This is a genomic window from Flavobacterium sp. U410, from assembly GCF_053570605.1.
Genome location: NZ_JBSEFI010000003.1, coordinates 167,284 through 187,666, shown reverse-complemented (window position 1 = coordinate 187,666; position 20,383 = coordinate 167,284). Strand labels below are relative to the sequence as shown.

Annotated in this window: 20 protein-coding genes; 5 read left to right on the top strand and 15 right to left on the bottom strand. The window is 34.1% G+C overall.

What is annotated here, in order from left to right; translation table 11 throughout:
• Window positions 1–23: 23 nt before the first annotated feature.
• Together ACUSJC_RS03755 and ACUSJC_RS03750 are read left to right on the top strand one after the other, a co-directional pair.
• The gene (locus tag ACUSJC_RS03755; RefSeq protein ID WP_449268217.1) at window positions 24–2,036 is read left to right on the top strand and encodes a flotillin family protein; all 2,013 of its coding nucleotides are present in this window, start codon (window positions 24–26) and stop codon (window positions 2,034–2,036) included.
• Window positions 2,037–2,122: 86 nt separating this feature from the next.
• Window positions 2,123–6,937: a DNA repair ATPase gene (locus tag ACUSJC_RS03750; RefSeq protein WP_449268216.1), complete on the top strand. Its 4,815-nt coding sequence runs from the start codon at window positions 2,123–2,125 to the stop codon at window positions 6,935–6,937.
• Window positions 6,938–6,969: 32 nt separating this feature from the next.
• Here ACUSJC_RS03750 and ACUSJC_RS03745 read toward each other — a convergent pair whose 3' ends face one another.
• The 14 genes from ACUSJC_RS03745 to ACUSJC_RS03680 form a co-directional block, all read right to left on the bottom strand.
• Entirely contained in the window at window positions 6,970–7,650 is a 681-nt protein-coding gene (locus ACUSJC_RS03745) for an OmpA family protein (protein ID WP_449268215.1), read from the bottom strand.
• A 2-nt stretch (window positions 7,651–7,652) separates the two neighbouring features.
• Complete coding sequence (locus tag ACUSJC_RS03740; protein ID WP_449268214.1) at window positions 7,653–8,084, bottom strand: hypothetical protein; 432 nt, start codon at window positions 8,082–8,084, stop codon at window positions 7,653–7,655.
• Window positions 8,085–8,168: 84 nt separating this feature from the next.
• Complete coding sequence (locus tag ACUSJC_RS03735) at window positions 8,169–8,819, bottom strand: hypothetical protein (RefSeq protein ID WP_449268213.1); 651 nt, start codon at window positions 8,817–8,819, stop codon at window positions 8,169–8,171.
• A gap of 33 nt (window positions 8,820–8,852) precedes the next feature.
• Entirely contained in the window at window positions 8,853–9,392 is a 540-nt protein-coding gene (locus tag ACUSJC_RS03730; protein WP_449268212.1) for a hypothetical protein, read from the bottom strand.
• 45 nt (window positions 9,393–9,437) lie between these two features.
• On the bottom strand, window positions 9,438–9,779 hold the full coding sequence (locus ACUSJC_RS03725; RefSeq protein ID WP_449268211.1) for a hypothetical protein: 342 nt from the start codon (window positions 9,777–9,779) through the stop codon (window positions 9,438–9,440).
• Window positions 9,763–10,131 (bottom strand): phage holin family protein, encoded by a 369-nt coding sequence (locus tag ACUSJC_RS03720; protein ID WP_449268210.1) that lies wholly within the window; start codon window positions 10,129–10,131, stop codon window positions 9,763–9,765. Before ACUSJC_RS03720 ends, ACUSJC_RS03725 begins: the two co-directional genes overlap by 17 nt.
• A 6-nt stretch (window positions 10,132–10,137) precedes the next feature.
• Window positions 10,138–10,374: a YtxH domain-containing protein gene (locus ACUSJC_RS03715; RefSeq protein WP_449268209.1), complete on the bottom strand. Its 237-nt coding sequence runs from the start codon at window positions 10,372–10,374 to the stop codon at window positions 10,138–10,140.
• Window positions 10,375–10,388: 14 nt separating this feature from the next.
• Complete coding sequence (locus ACUSJC_RS03710) at window positions 10,389–10,544, bottom strand: lmo0937 family membrane protein (protein ID WP_449268208.1); 156 nt, start codon at window positions 10,542–10,544, stop codon at window positions 10,389–10,391.
• A gap of 17 nt (window positions 10,545–10,561) precedes the next feature.
• Window positions 10,562–11,197, bottom strand: coding sequence for a porin family protein (locus ACUSJC_RS03705; protein WP_449268207.1), 636 nt, complete (start codon window positions 11,195–11,197; stop codon window positions 10,562–10,564).
• Window positions 11,198–11,224: 27 nt separating this feature from the next.
• Window positions 11,225–11,770, bottom strand: a complete 546-nt coding sequence (locus ACUSJC_RS03700; RefSeq protein WP_449268206.1) for a hypothetical protein — start codon at window positions 11,768–11,770, stop codon at window positions 11,225–11,227.
• 173 nt (window positions 11,771–11,943) lie between these two features.
• Window positions 11,944–13,710 (bottom strand): sensor histidine kinase, encoded by a 1,767-nt coding sequence (locus ACUSJC_RS03695; protein WP_449268205.1) that lies wholly within the window; start codon window positions 13,708–13,710, stop codon window positions 11,944–11,946.
• A gap of 3 nt (window positions 13,711–13,713) precedes the next feature.
• Complete coding sequence (locus ACUSJC_RS03690) at window positions 13,714–14,160, bottom strand: response regulator (RefSeq protein ID WP_449268204.1); 447 nt, start codon at window positions 14,158–14,160, stop codon at window positions 13,714–13,716.
• A 14-nt stretch (window positions 14,161–14,174) separates the two neighbouring features.
• A complete protein-coding gene (locus ACUSJC_RS03685) occupies window positions 14,175–14,738 on the bottom strand; it encodes a helix-turn-helix domain-containing protein (protein ID WP_449268203.1) in 564 nt (187 codons plus the stop codon).
• A 73-nt stretch (window positions 14,739–14,811) separates the two neighbouring features.
• Window positions 14,812–15,282 carry a Dps family protein gene (locus tag ACUSJC_RS03680; RefSeq protein ID WP_449268202.1) on the bottom strand — a complete coding sequence of 157 codons (471 nt, stop codon included), beginning with the start codon at window positions 15,280–15,282 and terminating at the stop codon, window positions 14,812–14,814.
• Window positions 15,283–15,417: 135 nt separating this feature from the next.
• Between ACUSJC_RS03680 and pyrF the strand changes: the two genes are divergently transcribed.
• Window positions 15,418–16,233 (top strand): orotidine-5'-phosphate decarboxylase, encoded by an 816-nt coding sequence (pyrF, locus tag ACUSJC_RS03675; RefSeq protein ID WP_449268201.1) that lies wholly within the window; start codon window positions 15,418–15,420, stop codon window positions 16,231–16,233.
• A gap of 9 nt (window positions 16,234–16,242) precedes the next feature.
• Window positions 16,243–17,055, top strand: coding sequence for an ABC transporter substrate-binding protein (locus tag ACUSJC_RS03670; protein WP_449268200.1), 813 nt, complete (start codon window positions 16,243–16,245; stop codon window positions 17,053–17,055).
• A gap of 172 nt (window positions 17,056–17,227) precedes the next feature.
• Here the strand turns inward: ACUSJC_RS03670 and ACUSJC_RS03665 are convergent, their stop codons facing one another.
• Window positions 17,228–17,935 (bottom strand): DUF4197 domain-containing protein, encoded by a 708-nt coding sequence (locus ACUSJC_RS03665; protein ID WP_449268199.1) that lies wholly within the window; start codon window positions 17,933–17,935, stop codon window positions 17,228–17,230.
• A 189-nt stretch (window positions 17,936–18,124) separates the two neighbouring features.
• Between ACUSJC_RS03665 and katG the strand changes: the two genes are divergently transcribed.
• Window positions 18,125–20,314: a catalase/peroxidase HPI gene (gene katG, locus ACUSJC_RS03660; protein ID WP_449268198.1), complete on the top strand. Its 2,190-nt coding sequence runs from the start codon at window positions 18,125–18,127 to the stop codon at window positions 20,312–20,314.
• Window positions 20,315–20,383 lie beyond the last annotated feature (69 nt).

Here is a 20,383-nt window from a genome sequence, read left to right as displayed (position 1 = left end):
ACACTAATTATTAAAAACTATTTATGAGTACATTTTACATCACGCTAGCTGTTATTCTCATCGCTGGTTTAGGACTGATCTTCTGGATTTTATCCATGTACAAAAAAACGGTTCAAGGAATTGTAATCCTGAGAACAGGTTATGGCGGAACCAAAGTGTTTTTCAATGCCGGTATTGTTATTCCGGTGATTCACCGCCAAGAAAATATGGATATTTCGGTTAAAAAATTAGAAATTTCCAGAGAAGGTAAAGATGGACTTATTTGTAAAGACAACATGCGTGCTGATATTCAGGTAGCATTTTTCATCCGGGTAAACAAATCAGTTGATGATATTATCAATGTAGCGCAAACTATTGGTTGCCAAAGAGCTTCTGATATTTCTACTTTAAGAGAGCTTTTCGAAGCAAAATTCTCGGAAGCGTTGAAAACTGTAGGTAAAAAATTTGAATTTATCGAATTATATGAAGCGCGAAGCGAATTTCGTCATGAGATTTTAAATATCATCGGAACTGACTTAAACGGTTATGTATTAGATGATTGCGCTATCGATTATTTGGAACAAACGTCATTAGCTCAGTTAAATAAAGACAATATTTTGGATGCAGAAGGGATTAAAAAAATCACGGAATTAACGGCCAATCAAAATATTAAAGCCAATTTGGTACGACGTGAAGAAGAAAAAACCATCAAAAAACAAGATGTTGAAGCACGCGAAGCTATTTTGGAATTAGAAAAACAATTGGCTGAAAAAGAAGAATCGCAAAAACGTGAAGTGGAAAATATCAAAGCACGTGAAAATGCTGAAATTTTGAAAGTTGCCGAAGAAGAGCGTTTAAAATATGAAAGCGTTCGTATTGCTACCGAAGAAAAACTTCAAATTGCAGAAGAAAACAAACAACGTCAAGTGGTTATTGCTGCCAAAAACAAAGAACGTGCCGATTTAGTGGAAACAGAAAGAGTACAAAAAGACCGTTTGTTAGAAGCTACCGAAAAAGAACGCGTTGTGGCTCTTGCCGATATCGAAAAAGAAAAAGCAGTGGAATTAGAAAAGAAAAATATTCAAGATGTGATTCGCGAGCGTTTAATGAAAGAAAAAACGGTGGTAGAAGAACAACAAGGAATTTTAGATGTAGAAGCTTTAAAAACTGCTGAAAGAGACAAACAAGTTCAAATCATTGCTGCTAGCAAAGAAGCAGAAGAACGTTTGATTATAGAAACCAAAGCTGCCGAAGCTCGCAAATTAGCTGCTGAAAAAGACGCTCAAAAATATGTGATTGAAGCGCAAGCAAAACGCGATGCTGCCGAAAAAGAAGCAGAAGCACGAAAAATCATTGCTGATGCGCAAGCTAAAGAAGAAGCAACTCTTGGTTTATCTGAAGCTCAGGTAATGCATGCTAAAGCTGAAGCGCACGAGCGTCAAGGTATTGTTGAAGCCACTATCATTGAGAAAAAAGCCGATGCCAACAAAAAAGAAGGTTTAGCAGAAGCCGAAGTTATCAAAGAAAAAGCATTAGCAGAAGCTGCCGGAATTACCGAAAAAGCAGAAGCGATGAAAAAACTAAACGATGCCGGAAAAGATCACGAAGAGTTCCGTTTGAAATTAGCGAAAGAAAAAGAAGTAGAATTAGCACAAATTGCTATTCAAAAAGACATCGCCGAAGCACAAGCTATAGTTTTAGGTGAAGCTTTCAAAACCGCTAATATTGACATCGTAGGTGGTGAAAATACATTCTTTGACAATGTAGTTCGCCAAATCTCTGCCGGTAAAGGAATTGATAAATTTATTCAGCACAGCGAAAATGCTCAGTTGGTAAAAGAAGCTTTATTGAGCAATGACGAAGAAGGAAACTTGGTGGGCAAAGTGATGCAATTAGTGGACAAATACAAAGTTTCATCAGAAGACATCAAAAACCTAAGCATAGCTTCTTTGATTCTTAAACTAAAAGGTGTTGCAAGCGATAATGAACAAGGTGTTTTAGCCAAAGCTTTAGACATGGCAAGACATTTAGGAATCGACAACAAGCCTTTACGATAAATCCTTTATCTCTTTAAGTTCTGCCAATTGCTTCATTCTTTGGAGCAGTTGGCTTTTTATCCTATTTCTCTATTTTCATACAACAAATGAATAGCGAATCTATGCAAAACGGAACATACGAAATCATTCAAAAACGATTGAATGAACAAAAAAACGAACTATCCAAACGTATTTTTCAACTCGATGAAGAACGCAAAAAGATTTTCGGTGGCATTGAATACAATTTAATTGCTAACGAACGCCTTTCTACGGAACAAAGTTGTAAAATTCGCGATATTATTTCGCTTGGAAATACTTGTTTGGTAGGACATCAAACACATCTGGGGCTAAAAACTGAAATCGCTTTGGAAGATGTGTTTTCCATGTACACGTTTACCAACAATCATTTTGAACCGCATCCGCTAACCTGGTTGCAGGATCAAACGTTTATTGACGAATTCAAAAATCTATACAAATATTACCGAAACACCACTTTCGTTAAGTTTTTTATTGCCAATAACTACTTGTATTTCGTTTTCCAACTGTCATCAAGTCCTTCTGATATTAAGGCTTTTAAATGGTTGATAAAAGACGAAACACTTGTTTTTGTAGATGCAAGAAGTGCCGCGGAAGTAAAATTTCCCAATCAACACGAATTTCAGTGGACCAAAGCAACGCGCGACATGCAACGTACGGGAGCGCATCCGCATGTTTCCTTAGCCGATAAAGTTTTTGTGGAAGCCATTGGTGGCGATATCACGGTAAAAGTTGAAGACAATACACAAACCGGAAAAGGAATTTACAGCGAAGATGTTATTCATAAAGATCAAACGTTAGACGATGCTGAAATTCACTTTTTCGACTATCACAATCTACTGATTTTTAAAATCAAACCGTATTTAGAAAACGAACGATATTTTATTTACAATCATAAGGAAAAGAAAGTTGCCCGAATTGATTCTTTGGAATACTCCGGTGTTTTGTTGCCCGAAAACCAAGGTTTGATTTTTCCTAACGGTTTTGCGTTGCAAACCGGCGAAATTAAAGTGTTGGAATCCGAAAATCGTCCGGTGTATTTTTACAAGAAAATTTCCGGAATTAACGGCGAAAACTTCCTTTACGTTTTTTACGATCAGGAACAACACGAATATTTGTTGATTCCTTACAACATTATCAAACAAACCATTGAAACGCCAATTCAATGTAGTGGTTTTACGCTTTTTGAAGATGGAAAAATGTGTTTTTTCAAAGGTAATGAAGATACCAAACACCATTTAGTACAAATTTGGCAAACGCCTTTCACTAAAGATGTTGTTGTAAACGAACAAAACAAAGACAATATTCTGTACAAAGTCGGAAATAAAGACTTGGTGCGTTTAATGGCGGAATGTCAGGAATTGCAAGTGTTTTTGAGCAAAAAAGACACTTATAACGGTTTGTATAACGAAATTGTGAAACAAACCACAACTATTTTAGATAGCTATTATTTCTTGCAAGACAAAGGTGTTTTCAGTATCAACGAACCGCTTTTAGAAATCCGAAATATTGCGCATACTGCCATTAATGAATTTGAAAAAGTTCAGGAAATCAAGAAGAAAACGGCAGTTGCTTTAGAGGAAATTCATCAAAAATTTCAAAATAAAACCAGCGAATTAAATTATCAGTCGTATACTAATTTGCAGCAATATATTGTTTCATTGGCTGAAATTCGTTCGTTGCGAGGCGAAATGATTTCGGCTAAAGATTTGCAATACGCCGATGTCAAACAAATTGAAGTTTGGGAAACCGAATTGGGAACTTTGGCAGATGAATTGGCAACCAATTGTGTTTCGTTTTTATTGGAACCGCAAGCTTTGGCACCTTATCAGGAAACCATTGATGGATTGTCGGCTGAAATTACCCATTTGACTAAAACGATTCAAGGAAAAGAAATTGAGAAGAATTTAGATAATTTGGCTAACCAATTAGAACTTTTGGTAGACATTGTCAACAATTTAAAGATTGAAGACGCGTCGCATTCGACCCAAATTATCGAAAATATTTCGGTTTTATTCTCTTTGATTAATCAAGAACGAATTGCATTAAACAATAAAAAAAGAGAGCTTTCCGGCAAAGAATTGGCAGCCGATTTTAAAGCGCAAGTAACGTTGTTTGATCAAACGGCGATTAATTTTTACGAATTGGCAAACACGCCCGATAAATGTCAGGATTTCTTAAATAAATTGGCGATTCAGTTGGAAGAAATGGAAGCCAAATATGTCGATTTTGACGAATTCATTCAAGTTATCGGCGAAAAAAGAGAAGAAATCTACCAACAGTTTCAAACCAAAGGCGTTCAGCTAACCGAAGCCAGAAACAAGCGTACGACCAATTTATTTCAATCGGCGGAACGTATTTTGAAAGGCTTGGCCAATAAAGTAGCTTCATTTGCAACAGAAATTGAGATCAACGGCTATTTTGCCTCCGATTTGATGATTGAAAAAGTTCGGGATATTGCCCAACAATTGAAGGATTTGAATGATGCCAATAAATCGGAAGAATTGTTGACTCAGTTAAAAACGGCTCAGCAAGAAGCGATTCGCAAACTGAAAGATCGAAATGAAATTTATGAAGACGGCGAAAATATTATTGCTTTAGGAAATTACAAATTTGCGGTAAACAAGCAAAAACTCGATTTGACTTTGGTGACCAAAAACAATCAGTATTTCTATCATTTAACAGGAACTAATTTTTATCAGCCTATTGAATATCAAGAAATTGATTCGTTTAAAGACGTTTGGAATCAGGAGTTTGTTACCGAAAATCAATCGGTAAAAAAAATCGAATATATTGCATGGAACGTGTTTTTGAAAAATCCGGATATCGGAACAGAAAAAACAAATCGTGCCGCTATTGAAGAATTTTTCGCGAATCATTTTGGCGAAGGTTTGGTAAAAGGCGTTCACGATGAAGATGCTTTGCAAATTGTGACCAAATTACAGCAATTAAACAACCAATTAGGTTTACTACGCTATTCGCCATCCGAAAGAGCTTTGGCGCAATTGTTTTGGTTCTTTTTGGAAGAAGGTGAAAAATCGTATTATGAAAAGCAATTCCAAGCCATTGAATTATTGAAGCAAACGTTCAAAAATACCGAGCAATTCAAATATTTGAACAAACAACTTTCGGAGAAAATTGAACTTTTCAAAACACAATTCGATCATTTTGGAACTATTTCGTCTTACAAAGCGGCTTCTTATCTTAAAAAAGAAAACAGAAACGCTTTCACGGTAAACGACGAAGCCAATACACATTATCAAAGTTTTGTGAAAAATCTAAAGGAACAAGGTAAAGATTTGGTTTTTTTCCAACGAATTGAAGATTTGTATCCGTTTCCTTCCGCGTGTTTTGATATCGTTTATAATGCAGTAAAAACCTATTTGTTAGAACAAGATATTACCACAACAAAAGGAACTTTAGACGAAACGGCTGTGTTTTTATTGGTGCACAATTTGAAATCAAATCAAGTGGTAAAAACCAACGCTTCTGAAGAATTGAGTGCGTTTAAAACGTTGCAAAAAGAAGAAATTTACACCTTGCATTTTCATCAATTCAGTCAAAAACTGGAATATTACATTGAGAAAATTCAACCGAAGTTTTTGGAATTCCAACAGTTGAAAAAACATTGGGTTGCCGACAAAAGAAAGCAGTTCAAATTGGAAACGTTCAGTACGCAGGTGTTGACTTCTTTCATCAGAAATAAATTGATTAACGAAGTTTATTTTCCTTTAATCGGAGCCAATTTAGCGAAACAAATCGGTGCGACAGGAGAAACAAAACGAACAGACCGAATGGGAATGTTGTTGTTGGTTTCGCCTCCGGGTTATGGGAAAACAACTTTGATGGAATATTTAGCCGACCGAATGGGATTAGTTTTTATAAAGATCAACGGACCTTCTTTGGGACACGAGATCACATCAACCGATCCGAGTGAAGCGAAAAATGCGGGAGCCAAACAAGAATTGGAAAAACTAAACTTAGCTTTTGAAATGGGTGACAATGTGATGTTATATTTAGATGATATTCAGCATTGTAACCCTGAATTTTTGCAAAAGTTCATTTCTTTAGCCGACGGACAACGAAAAATTGAAGGTATTTTTAATGGCGAAGCCAAAACCTACGATTTGCGTTCCAAACGTTTTTGTTTGGTTATGGCCGGAAATCCATATACCGAAAGTGGTGAGAAATTCCAAATTCCGGATATGTTGGCCAACCGTGCTGACACGTATAATTTAGGTGAAATCTCAGGCGTAAATGCTGAATTGTTTGATTTGAGTTTAATTGAAAATTCCATTTTATCCAATTCGTTTATGACGCGTTTGACGCAAGCGGGAATGAAGAATCTTTACGAAGTATACGATGGCATTGTTCATAATAATCCGAATGTTACTGTTGAAGGGAATTTTACGACTCAGGAAATTGAAGATTTTAAAAACGTTTTGGAAAAAATCATTCAAGTACGCAATACGGTTATCAAAGTGAACGAAATGTACATTCAATCGGCAGCAATGGCAGATGAATACCGTTCGGAACCGATTTTTAAATTACAAGGTTCGTATCGTGATATGAATAAATTAGTGGCCAAAATTGAACCGATTCACACAGATAAAGAAGTAGAACAAATTGTTTTATCGCATTATAAAAATGAATCACAAACCTTAACCACAGGTGCAGAAGCGAATCTTTTGAAATTGAAAGAAATCATGCAAATTCAAAGTGAAGCTGAAAAGGTGCGTTGGGAAGAAATCAAAACGATCTTCAAGAAAAACAATCGTTTGAAAAGTTTTGGAGGTAACGACAAAATGAATCAGGTTGTGGCTTTACTGGAAGATTTTGCGGAAGGGTTGAATGGTATTAAAAATGTGTTGTCAGATAAAAAGTAAAAAATAAAAGACCTCAAATTGAGGTCTTTTATTTAGTTTTTTGCTTCTTGTTGGGCTTCTTGTACCATATTTTCGTTGGCAATAATGGCAAATTCTACTCTTCGGTTATTAGCCATACCTTCTTTGGTTTCATTGGTATCTATGGGGTCGGTTTCTCCCATCCCTACGATTTGGAATCTAGTACCGGAAAGACCTTTGGTTACCAAATAGTTTTTCACCGATTCGGCTCTTTTCACCGAAAGGCTCATATTATAATCATCATTTCCTGAACTATCGGTATGTCCATAAATGATAATATTAGTATCGTCATAATCTTTGAAAACTGAAACCAGTTTATCTAAATTGGTTTTAGCAGTCGTAGTTAATGAAGATTCGTTTAAATTAAAGCGAATAGCATTTTCATTTAGTGTTAATTTAATTCCCTCTCCTACTCTTTCTACTTGTGCTCCCGGTAATTGATTTTGGATTTCACGTGCTTGTTTATCCATTTTACGACCAATCAATCCTCCGGCAACACCACCAATTACACCTCCTAAAATGGCTCCGGTTGCTCCTTTGCCTCCTTTTCCTAAATTATTCCCTAAAATCCCGCCAATTACTGCTCCTCCGGCAACACCTATTGCGGCTCCTCTTTGCGTATTATTGGAATTTTTTACTGCATTACATTGTACCAAAAGTACTGCTGACAATGCTATTAAAATCGTTTTTTTCATAACTACATGCGTTCAAAAGTTAATACTACATCTTGTTTTTTATTGAGTACATCTGCTTGTTCGATCAGTTGGAATTTGTTTTCATTAATAGGAACATATTGCACCACATAACCTGTTGTTACTTTTTTACTTTTTGTACCGTTTAAAAACTTGATTACCATTTCATTATTACTGTTGATATACCAAGTAATATCACTTTCATAAGCACAGCTGTAATCGTTGATCTTCATACTTCCTTTGTTGTTATTAGAAATAAAATGCCATGTACTATTGACAAAACATTTGGTATTTCCTAAATCAAACAGATCGATTTTGATGTAGTCTGAATTTGCGAAAGAAACGTTGGTTACTTGCCAGTCTCCTTTTACGGCTACTTGTGCTTTCGTATTTAATTTGGTTTCAACAGTTTTTTCTGTTGATTTACACCCTATCATAAAGAGGGTGATTAAGATTAGCGATATTTTTCTCATAATTTGGTATTTAAAATTAGTCCGACTGATTAAAGTCGGACTAGATGTTTATTTTTTTGCTTCAGCATTTTCTTCTGCTTTGGCTCCCATTCGGTTTACAGTGTACATAGGAGCAAATTTTACTTTTAAAGCTGCAATTTTCAAATTATCTTTTGAAGGCAATCCTTCTTTTTCAACTGTATTTTTACGAGAATCTAAAGCTTCGTAAAGCAGTTTTATTTCGTCCCAATCTTCTCTTGAATAATGGTCTTTATTTTGCTGAACTGTATTTACAAAATTTTCATAAACTTGTAAAATATTGTCTTTATTTACCCAATTAAAAGTAAGATCTTCTCCAATATGCTCTTCTCCTAGAAGTGCTTTTCTCAGCTCTTCTTTCTCCATTTTCATTTTTGACTTTTCCACTTCTGTTTTATACAAATCAAACTTTGTGGTTGAAGCATCGATATTTTCCTGAGCAGTAACCTTATTTTCAATTTGTTCTAAAGCTTGTTCTGCTTCATTTTTTTTCATTTCATAACCTGCTTCAATATCTTCCCATTTTTCAGCCGACTCATTTGCTGCAACAGTGCTTACTGAGTCTACAAATTTAGTAAAATTCTCAATTTTATGTGTCGCCATTTTACTTTCTTTATCAGTACATGCAACCATTGCAATTGCAAATACCATTGTTCCTGTTATTCTTAATAAATTTTTCATAGCATTTTTTTTAATTAGTTATTATTGTGATTTTTACAGGTCAAATCCATACGCTAATCGAAGCATGACTTGTCCTAATCCTTTGTCCGGTTGATTATTCTCAATTGTTGGAAAATCACTTAAATATTCATATCGCAAGCTCAAGTCTATATATTTGGTTGCATAACCGATGGTCGGACTCAATAATAATGATGTTTTATCATAGCCATTGGTCACGGCAAATGCAGCTCCGGCTTCTCCCATTAAATAAAATTTATCTTTTAAGACGAAAGCTTTAAAACCTCCTTTTAATGGTATGTATCCTAAATCGTTATTACTTCCGTTGACAAAAAGATTCGTAAATCCTGTTGTTAGTGTTACGGAATACGGTTTTGAAAAATCGTATTGTAAACGAACGTCTCCTCCTAAACTGGTTTCATAAGGATCTTGTAAAGGCGCTCCAACTGATAAACCTACTCCCAATTTAAATTTGGGATCATAAGGAGTATCTAAACTGTATTGCTCTTGAGCAAAAGATTTTGTTGCTGTTAGGAGTAATGTGCTCGCAACAACAGTATAAAAGAACTTTTTCATGTGATTTTGGTTTTAATTAGTGATTTTTTTTTAAACAACTATCGTTTAAAAAATCTTTTTTTGAAGTAAGCTTTGAATGAATTTATAGGATAAACTTTGAAAAATGTTCCCTGATAGTTTTCCAATGAAGGTTTCAGGTTTTCCTACAATCCATTTCTTTAAAAAGTGACTTCCGGTACTACTGATTATCAATTTTGTTAAACTGGATTTGATACCGTTTGTATTTTTTACTGAATTTTCAATAAAATCAGTGATTAGATGAATTGGTTTTAGGCTTTCATACGTATCTTCGAGTTGCAATTTTAAATGATATAAATCCATTTTTTGTTGGTTTTCTAATATTAAAATTTGCTCCTGTAAACGTTCCTTTCTAGTCTTCTTTTTCATAATTCCAATTTTTTGGTAACAATAATTTGAGTAGAACGCTTTCTGAAAAATACGCTGATAGTTTGTTTTTATTCCAATAGATTAGTCCCCCGACTATGAGATAAAAAACAGAAACGATGAGAAAGCCTAAATAATAATCTCCAATCCATTGTCCGATGAATAAGGCCAAAGCAATATTAATAAATGAGATAAAAAAGAGCATGAAGACAATTATGGCAATATAAACCAAAACAATTGAAAGTAATGAACTTGATTTGTCAATTAACTGTAATTTGTATAAAGTAAAACTTGTTTTAGAATAGTTTTCTACTTTATCAAATAATTCTTCTAATGCTTCTTTTTGCTCGTTCATGATGTTCTATTTTTTAACTACTTCGGCAATTTCATTTGCTTTTTCACTGGCGTTTTGGTATTTCTCTTCCATTTTTTCGAGAAAATCTTCAAATTCACCTTTTAGATCTGATTTGATATCAGATGCTTTTTGTTTCATTTTTTTTCTGGTTTTTGAACCTTTTTCCGGTGCTAATAATACTCCGGCAATAGCGCCTACGGCAATTCCGCCTAATACGCCTAAAATTACATTTCCACTTTTCATAATATTTTAATTTTTTAAATTCTTCGACTTCCGTTAATGATTCGCAATAGAATAGCAATAATAGCTATGACTAGTAAAATATGAATTAGATTTCCAAATGATCCAACATAAAGTCCTAGTGCCCATAGTATTACTAAAAACACTGCTATCAGATATAATAAATTTCCCATAGCTTTTTTTTTAATTGTTAGAATTTAATTCCCATGTAGACACTTACGGAACTATTTTTCCCATCAGGGAAAGTATAGGTTGTTCCGCCTATGTTCTGTTCTTTTCCTACAGTGTTAAGACCATAGTTGTAGCGCGCTCCTATTGATATGGATGAAAAGTCAAATCCAATTCCGCCTGATAATCCGTAATCGAATTTATTCAGATCATCGTTATCAATATTTTGTTCAAAGTCAAATGCTCCTCCATTCGTTTCATTAGTTACCTTAGAATCTATTAAATAAGCTACATAAGGTCCTGCATGAAGGTTGAAATTTGGCGTTAGATTTAATTTTAACAGTACCGGAACTTCTAAGTAATTGAGTCTGAATTTAGCTTCTCCAGTTGCCAAAGCATTGTCATAAGCCAATTTAGCTCCTTTTTGGGAATACAAAAATTCAGGCTGAATGGAGACTGCTTCATTCAAAGGCATATTTACAAATACTCCTAGATTAAAACCGGCTAAAACATTGTTGTCATCAACATCGTCAACGTAAAGGTTCGAAAAATTGGCACCACCTTTTATACCAAATGACGCATCTGTTGATTGAGCTTGTGCAGTTGTAAAGCCTATTAATCCTAATAGTGCCATACTTGTTAAAATTTTCTTTTTCATAGCAATTTGTGTTTTTATGGTTAACTTTTAATTTAATTCAGAATTAATTTGGTTTAACTTAGAATTTAGCTCTGTAATGGCATGCTCTGCCAATTGCTTTAATTCTTCATTTTCGGTATTTTTCTTTACTCTAGAAAATTCTTCAACTTCTTTCTTCATTAACTTTTCCAGTTCAACTAAATACACATATTCTCTGATATCAACTTCATTCTGCTCAACTATTCCTTCTGTTTCCTGGATGGTATCAGGTAAAATAATCAGATTCTTTTTTGCGATCTTTTTAATTCGTTTATTCAGATGTACATGTTTAGCTTCAATTTCTGAAATAATGTTTCTTGTTTTTAAGCTCAATTCTTTTTCTTTAGCATATTGGGTTACATTTAAAATTTTTAACCCGGCTACTGTTACATCATTCAAAAACTGAGAGTCTACTTTGTTGTGAATATCTTCGTTAATCATATTGATTAAAGGATTATTCATTTCATCTTTTTCTTCTCTTTTACACGAAACCAATGCTGTTAGCAAAACAGCCATAGCAAAAAATAGATTTGGGATGAATTTTTTAATTTTCATTTTTAAACTAATTGTAATGGTTTGTTTCTTAATTACATTACAAAGTTCGTTAGGATCAGCAGTTTTTGTGTTACAACATTTTTTTGCTTTGTTATAACATTTCCATTTAACTATTATAGTGCATAAAAAAACGCTTACTGTTCAGTAAGCGTTTTGTTTTTTTAACGGAAAAACTAATTGGGTAAATAGACTATAAACTGGCTGCCTTGTTGGGGCTTTCCTTTGGCTACAATATAGCCTTTGTGATTTTCTACAATTTTTTTACAGATAGCTAATCCTACTCCTGTTCCCGGATAATCTGTTTTATTATGCAATCTTTGAAACAAATTAAATATCTTTTCTGCAAATTCTTGATCAAAGCCAATACCGTTATCCGAGAACGTGATTTTAAGATATTTCTTTTCACTATTATCCTTAATATCAGGTTCATTGGCTGCTATACAATCTTCGGCATAAATTAAAATCTTTGGTGTTTCTTCTACTTTTCGATATTTTAATGAATTGCTAATCAAGTTTGTGAATAATTGTTCCAATTGAAACTCAACACCTTGAATTATCGGTAATTTTTTTATTTCGATAATGGCCTTCTGTTCTAAAATACTTTCGGAAAGTTCGGCTAAAGCATTTTCTAACGTTTCATTCAAATCAACAGACGTGAAGCTAACTTGAGCTCTGCTAGTTCTTGAATATTGCAGCAGATCATCAATTAAAATTCGCATTCGCGTAGCTGCATTTTTAATTCGTTCAAAATAGGCTTTTCCATTTTCAGAAAGTTGTTCTATTTCTTTTTCTTCTAATCGAGAAATAAAAGTTTGGATTTTTCTGAGCGGTTCTTGTAAATCGTGACTGGCAACATGGTTGAATTCTAACAATTCCTGATTGGTTCTTTCCAACTCTTTGTTTCGCTCTTCTATCAGTAATGATTTTTGATAATCTTCTGTAATGTCTCGTGTTGTACTGATGACACTTTTTAATCCTTTGGCGTCTTGGATTAATTTTGTTTTCGTTCTTAGATATCGAATTTCTCCGGTATCATTTCGTTTTATCTTAAAATTAATAGGCGTATTATTTTCGTCTTTCAGACTGTTCTGAAAATTTTGTTTGTGACTTTCTCTGTCTTCTTCAACAATCATACAGCGAAAATCTTCCATTTTAGTTGTTTTTTGATTGGGTTCTAACCCAAAAAGACGAAAGTAGTTGTCTGAAAATAAGAATTCGTTTCGTGAAATATGATACACCCAAGTTCCATACTTACCTAAAATTTGCGATTGATTGCTCAATTCATCATAAATCTTCAACTGCCGATTTGATTTTAAAAGGCGCTGATAATTTTTAGAAATTCGCAAATAGCCTAAAACAATTGTCAGTATAGAAATAAGAAACGTTGAAAATAAAATTAATGGCGTATTTGAACTATTGATTTTATAAATTTCATCATTATAATGGATTAACTTTTTCTCGTTAGTAATCATTTGGTTGACTTCTAAACGAAGGGAATCCATTATTTGATTTCCGGTTTTTAAATTTTCCTGAAATTCATGTGGTGTTGAAAATTCTTTTTTAAAATAAATGAATCTGCGTTCTACAAGATTATAAACCGTATTGAGATGACTTTGCTGTAAACTATCCTTAAAAGTTGTTTTTCTTAAAATAGCGAATGATTCGTTTACTTTGTCACGTGCATTGGAATACGGTTCTAAAAAAGTAGAATCATTGGATAACACAAAACCGCGATCTCCTGTTTCAGCATCTTTAATATAAGAAATTAACTTCTCAAGTTCCAGAGATACTTCGTATGTTTTTAATATCGCTTCTCTGTTGCTTTCTAATTCCTGAATGTGCCTATACGTTATGGATGCCAGGAAAATCAATACGAAAAAAGCCGCATAGAAAATTCCTTTTATAAAGGCAAAAGAACTAAAAAACTTTTTGTTGAACATGCTTTATAATTTCAGTAAAAAATTCTCTTTTTTTAATCCGGAAGTATAGTATTGCCAATTGAGTGTAACCACATCATTCAATACTTTTTTCAGTTCGGAAAAGTCATTTGGTTTTTTGATGTACACATTGGCTCCTAAAACAAATGTTTCCTCAACATCAGCATCTGATGAAGAAGTAGAATAAATAGCAATAGCGATATCTTTCAAACGATCTTTCTGTTTGATTTCTTTTAAACAGTCTATTCCGTTCTTAATAGGCATATTCAAATCCAGAAAGATGATATTAGGCAATATACTTTCTTCGTTATTCAAAAAATCCATGAGTTCCTGACCATTTACAAAAGTATTGACTACAGTATTGATCTTCAATTCGTCAAATGCGTCGGTAAAAAACATTCTGTCGTCTTCATCATCGTCGGCGAGTGTTATCAGTAAAAAGTCTTTTTGCATAAAAGAAAAATAAGTTAATGAATGTTTTTGGTAAGCAGTTCACGACGTTTCGTTATAATACGCTGAAAAGCCGACGGTGTAACTCCTGTAGTGTTTTTAAACTGACTGCTTAAATGCGCCACACTAGAATAATTAAGCTTAAACGCAATTTCAGTCAAGCTTAAATTACTGTTTACCATCAATTGTTTAGCATGTTCTATTTTTTGCAAAATGACAAAGTTTTCAATGGAAGTATAGGTTACTTCAGAAAACAGATTGGATAAATAACCATAACTATGTTCCAGCTTTTCTGCTAAATAAGCCGATACTTTTACATTCAAATTTTCTTCCTGAAGTACCATTTCTACAATAGTATCTTTTATTTTTTGAACCAATACATTTTTTTGGTTTTCAATAATTTCAAAACCATATTCGGCTAATATTTTTTGAATAGCTTCGTATTGTTCGGTGGAAACAGATTCCAGAAAAAGAACTTCATTAGCATTTACCAAAGTATATTTGATTCCAAAAGCTGAAAGTTTTTCATCCAATACTTTTTGAGCTAAGCGGTTATTATCAACTTTTAAAAATAGCTTCATAAACAAATGATAGTTTGGTAAAGTTAAGCATTAGTTTCTTTAAACAAAAGTGAATGAAATGTTAATTTCGAGTTCAATTTAAGTATTTGCGCAAAATCCAAGCGGTTTCTTCATGATTTCTCAATAAACTGGTCAAAAAATCTTCCGTACCAAAATCTTTTCCGTTTTCAATCTGTTCAATAGCATCTCTTAATGAAATAATCACTTTTTCGTGATCTTCTAAAAGTTCCGTGATCATTTCACTTTGTACATATTGTTTATTTGGTTTTTCTTCCAAAACAGAATGCTTGATGAATTCCTGCATCGTTCCAATTGTTTTTCCGCCCAGAGCACTTATTCGTTCTGCAATTTCATCGGCGGTAAGTGCCAATTTTGCATATTGGTTTTCAAAAATTTTATGCAGCTCCATAAAACTGTTTCCGGCAACATTCCAATGGAATTTTCGGGTTTTAACATACAAAAGCATTTCGTTTGCCAAAACAACAGTTAAATGATCGATACTCGTTTGTAAGTCGGTTGGGTTGATTCCTAAATTCACTCTCATAACATTTCTTTTTTTGATTTATCACAAAGTTAATTCTACTATCAGAGTGTCTTCTTATAAGATTTTCAGATAATTTTATAGAATATTTACTTTTTTGCATTAGGCTTTGTAAATTTGCACAACCAAAACAACAACATGACAACACAACAACTTATTGAACAAATCAACACTAAAAAATCGTTTCTATGTATAGGCTTAGATGTCGATTTGAATAAAATTCCTCAACATTTATTAGCGACAGAAGATCCTATTTTTGAATTCAACAAAGCTATTATTGACGCCACGCATGATGTATGTGTTTCTTATAAGCCGAATACTGCTTTTTATGAAGCTTATGGTTTAAAAGGTTGGCAAGCTTTACAAAAAACGATTGATTATATCAATACTAATTATCCGGAAATTTTTACCATAGCCGATGCTAAAAGAGGTGATATCGGAAACACGTCGACCATGTATGCCAAAGCTTTTTTTGAAGATTTAGCGTTCGATTCAGTTACTGTGGCTCCTTATATGGGAAAAGATTCGGTTGAACCTTTCTTAGCTTTTGAAGACAAACACACCATTTTATTGGCTTTAACCTCTAATCAAGGCGCATTTGACTTTCAAACTTTGGAAGCCAATGGGAAAGAATTGTACAAGAACGTCTTAGAAACGTCTAAAACTTGGCAAAATGCACACAACTTAATGTATGTTGTAGGAGCAACTAAAGCCGAATATTTTACAGCAATCCGAAAAATTGTTCCCGATAGTTTTTTATTGGTTCCGGGTGTTGGCGCACAAGGCGGAAGTTTACAAGACGTTTGCCAATATGGAATGAATAAAAATGTGGGGCTTTTGATTAATTCTTCCCGAGGAATTATTTATGCTTCAAACGGAACTGATTTTGCCGAGAAAGCCAGAGCTGAAGCCTTGAAATTACAACAAGAAATGGAACAAATTTTAGCGAAATAAATTGAATTAGTGGCAAAAATACTTAAAGACCAATTAGGAACAGAACATCAGTTTGAAACAACGCCTAAACGTATTGTTTCATTGGTTCCTTCGCAAACCGAATTGTTATTTGATTTGGGTTTGGAAGATGCAATTGTGGGAATTACCAAATTTTGTGTACATCCGTTTCATTTTAAATCGACCAAGACCATTGTTGGCGGAACTAAAAATGTAAAACTAGAAGTGATTAAAGAACTTCAACCTGATATTATTATTGCCAACAAAGAAGAAAACACCCAAGAAATAGTAAAATCATTACAAGGAATTTGTCCGGTTTGGGTTACTGATGTGGTAACTATCGAAGATAATTTAAAAATGATAGAAGATTTTGGTTTGCTTTTGGGAAAACGAGTAGAAGCCCAAAAATGGTTAGACAAAATCCAGTTCGCGCATCAAGATTTCAAAAATTTTATAGCACAACAACCCGAAAAAAAAGTGGCTTATATGATTTGGGCAAAGCCTTATATGGCTGCCGGAAATAATACTTTTATCAATACGCTATTGCAACTAAATCATTGGAATAATATTTACGAAGCCAAAGAAGGTCGATATCCCGAAATTGAATTGAAAAAAATGCGTTTGGACGGCGACCCTGATTTTGTGTTTCTTTCGTCAGAACCTTTTCCTTTTAAAGACGAACACGCTTTTGAAATCGGTCGATTTACCCATCATGCTAAAACGGTTTTTGTGGACGGAGAGATGTTTTCTTGGCATGGAACGCACTTATTCAGAGCTTTTGAATACTTTAAGCACATTCATGAAAGATTAGCAGAAACAGAATAGACATATAAAAAATAAGCTCCGCTTTACAGCGGAGCTTATTTTTTTAACTAACCCTAACCAAAATGAGAAATTTATCTTTCTTCTTTCTTGGTACAAAGATCCAACGATTTTTCGGTTAATTGTGTTAACGTTATGTTATTTATATGTTATTGATTATTAAAAATTTAAAGTCTTACTTACTATCTTGTAAAGCAAATACTTTTTTTAATAAATCACTAGTCCTTGAAGATAAATCAGTTCGGATATTTTTCTCTTCAACGGCAATCATTTTAAAAACACCTTCCATTGCTTTATTAGTTGTATAATCTGTTAAATCAGGATTAACTTTACTCACTAATGGAATACTATTATATTTTGTAATAATATTTGTCCAGACCTTATCTGCTCCTACTTTAGCAAATGAATTTTGAATAACCGGATTAAATTTTGAATACAACGCAGAAGAAGTGGTATTCTGTAAATATTGCGTTGCCGAATTATCGCTTCCCATTAAAATGTTTTTAGCATCGGTAAAAGTCATTTGCTTTACTGCATCAACAAAAATAGGTGTTGCCTCTTTAACAGCATCTTCAGCTGCTCTGTTAATTACTTTTAAACCTTCATCTGCTAAACTTGATAAGCCAATATCTCGAAGCGTTTTGTCTACTTTTTGTAGTTCTTCCGGCAAAAGTATCTTCACTGCCGCATTTTTATAAAATCCATCTGTTGCCGTTAATTTAGACACTTGTTTGGTTATCCCGTTATTTAAAGCCTCTTTCAAACCGTTTCCGATTTCAGCTTGACTTAAAACACCCGATTGAGGTAATTGATCTAAAACTTGCTGCATCTCAGAACAAGCAGAGAATACGAACACGGAAAGAATTAAAACTAGTTTTTTCATAAAATTAATATTTCTTCAAATGTAAATCTTTTCAAAATTTTAAGCTATAATTTTTTTTTATTATAAAATAAAGACAATCAATTTCTTTTATATTTTTCGTAACTTTAGTTTGGGTAATTTTGAAATGCACAAATAAGTCATTGGCTTATAGCAGATTATTTTTAAAATGAAATCAAAAACTAAATAAATATGGAACACAACACAAACAGCAACGGAAAATGTCCTTTTCACAATGGCTCTATGGAAAAAGAGAACATTAGTGTCAACGGAACTCAAAACAAAGATTGGTGGCCTAAACAGTTAACTTTAGATATTTTACGACAACATTCTTCTGAAATTAGTCCTATGGATAATAATTTCGATTATACCAAAGCTTTCAAAAGTTTAGATTTAGCTACCATAAAAAAAGATCTAGCTGATTTAATGACTGATTCCCAAGAATGGTGGCCGGCAGATTTCGGGCATTATGGTCCTTTATTCATTCGAATGGCTTGGCACAGTGCAGGAACTTATCGTCAGCAAGACGGAAGGGGTGGCGGTGGACGCGGACAGCAACGCTTTGCACCTTTGAACAGTTGGCCGGATAACGTGAGTTTAGATAAAGCTCGAAGATTACTTTGGCCGATTAAACAAAAATACGGGAACAAAATCTCTTGGGGCGATTTAATGATCCTTGCCGGAAATGTAGCCTTAGAATCAATGGGATTTCAAACTTTAGGATTTGGAGGCGGTAGAGCCGATGTTTGGGAAGCTGATAAAGATGTTTACTGGGGTGATGAGAAAACCTGGTTAGCCCATAGAAACCCTGAAAGTTTAGAAAATCCTCTTGCGGCTACCGAAATGGGATTGATCTATGTAAATCCTGAAGGACCGGAAGCTAATCCTGATCCTATTTTAGCCGCAAAAGCCATTCGAAAAACATTTGGAAATATGGGGATGGATGATGAAGAAACGGTAGCTTTAATTGCCGGTGGTCATACTTTTGGAAAAACACACGGAGCCGGAGAAACCACTCACGTTGGTGCCGATCCTGAAGAAACTGATTTAGAAAATCAAGGAATCGGTTGGAATAGTACATTTAAAAGTGGTGTTGGTGCCGATGCCATTACCAGTGGTTTGGAAGTAACTTGGACAACCAAACCAACACAATGGACAAATGATTTTTTCAAACATTTATTCGAATTTGAATGGGAACTTACCAAAAGTCCGGCAGGTGCTCATCAATGGATAGCTAAAAATGCGAGTGAAATCATTCCTCATGCTTTTGGAAAAGGAAAACAAGTTCCTTACATGTTAACTACAGATTTGTCGTTGCGTTTTGATCCTGTGTATGAAAAAATTTCAAGACATTTTTATGAAAATCCTGATGCATTTGCAGATGCATTTGCAAAAGCTTGGTTTAAACTCACCCATCGTGATATGGGACCAAAATCGCGTTATTTAGGTACAGAAGTTCCTTCAGAAGATTTTCTTTGGCAGGATCCGCTTCCAAAAGCAGATTATGAAGCGGTTGATGAAAATGACATTGTACAATTAAAAAATAAGATTGCAGCATCGGGATTATCTGTATCTGAATTAGTTTCTACTGCTTGGGCTTCTGCCTCTACTTTCCGTGGATCTGATAAAAGAGGGGGCGCAAACGGCTCCAGAATTCGATTGGCTCCTCAAAAGTTTTGGGCTGTAAACAATCCTACTCAGCTTAATAAGGTTATTGAACAATTAGAAGCTATTCAAAATGAGTTTAATAGTCGTCAAGGTTCCAAAAAAATATCTTTAGCAGATTTAATTGTCTTAGCTGGGAATGTTGGTGTTGAAAAAGCGGCTAAAAATGCCGGCATCGAAACTACAGTTCCTTTTTCTAAAGGACGAGTAGATGCTACACAAGAGCAAACAGATATTGCTTTATTTGTTTTTCTAGAGCCTTTTGCTGATGGTTTTAGAAATTATTTAAAATCCAGATCTAATGCTTCTACGGAAAGTCTACTACTCGACAAAGCGCAATTGTTAACCCTTACACCACCGGAAATGACAGTTTTACTTGGAGGTCTTCGAGTTTTAGGAGCAAACTATGATAATTCAAAACTTGGTGTATTCACAACTAAACATGAAACGCTTTCTAATGATTTCTTTACTAATTTGTTAGACATGAATACTGTTTGGAAAGCAGTTGATGATACGAAAGAACTATTTGAAGGCAAAGACCGTAAAACAGGAGAAGTAAAATGGACAGCTAGCAGAGCTGACTTAGTATTTGGCTCTCATTCGGAGCTTAGAGCAATTGCAGAAGTATATGGAAGCGCTGATGCCAAAGAAAAGTTTATTCATGATTTTATTGCTGCCTGGAGTAAAATAATGAATTTAGATAGGTTTGATTTATAACTAAGCTGTTAACTTCTCAATGTTTATGACATTGAACCAACCGGGGCAGTCTTTTAAGCTGCCCTCTTT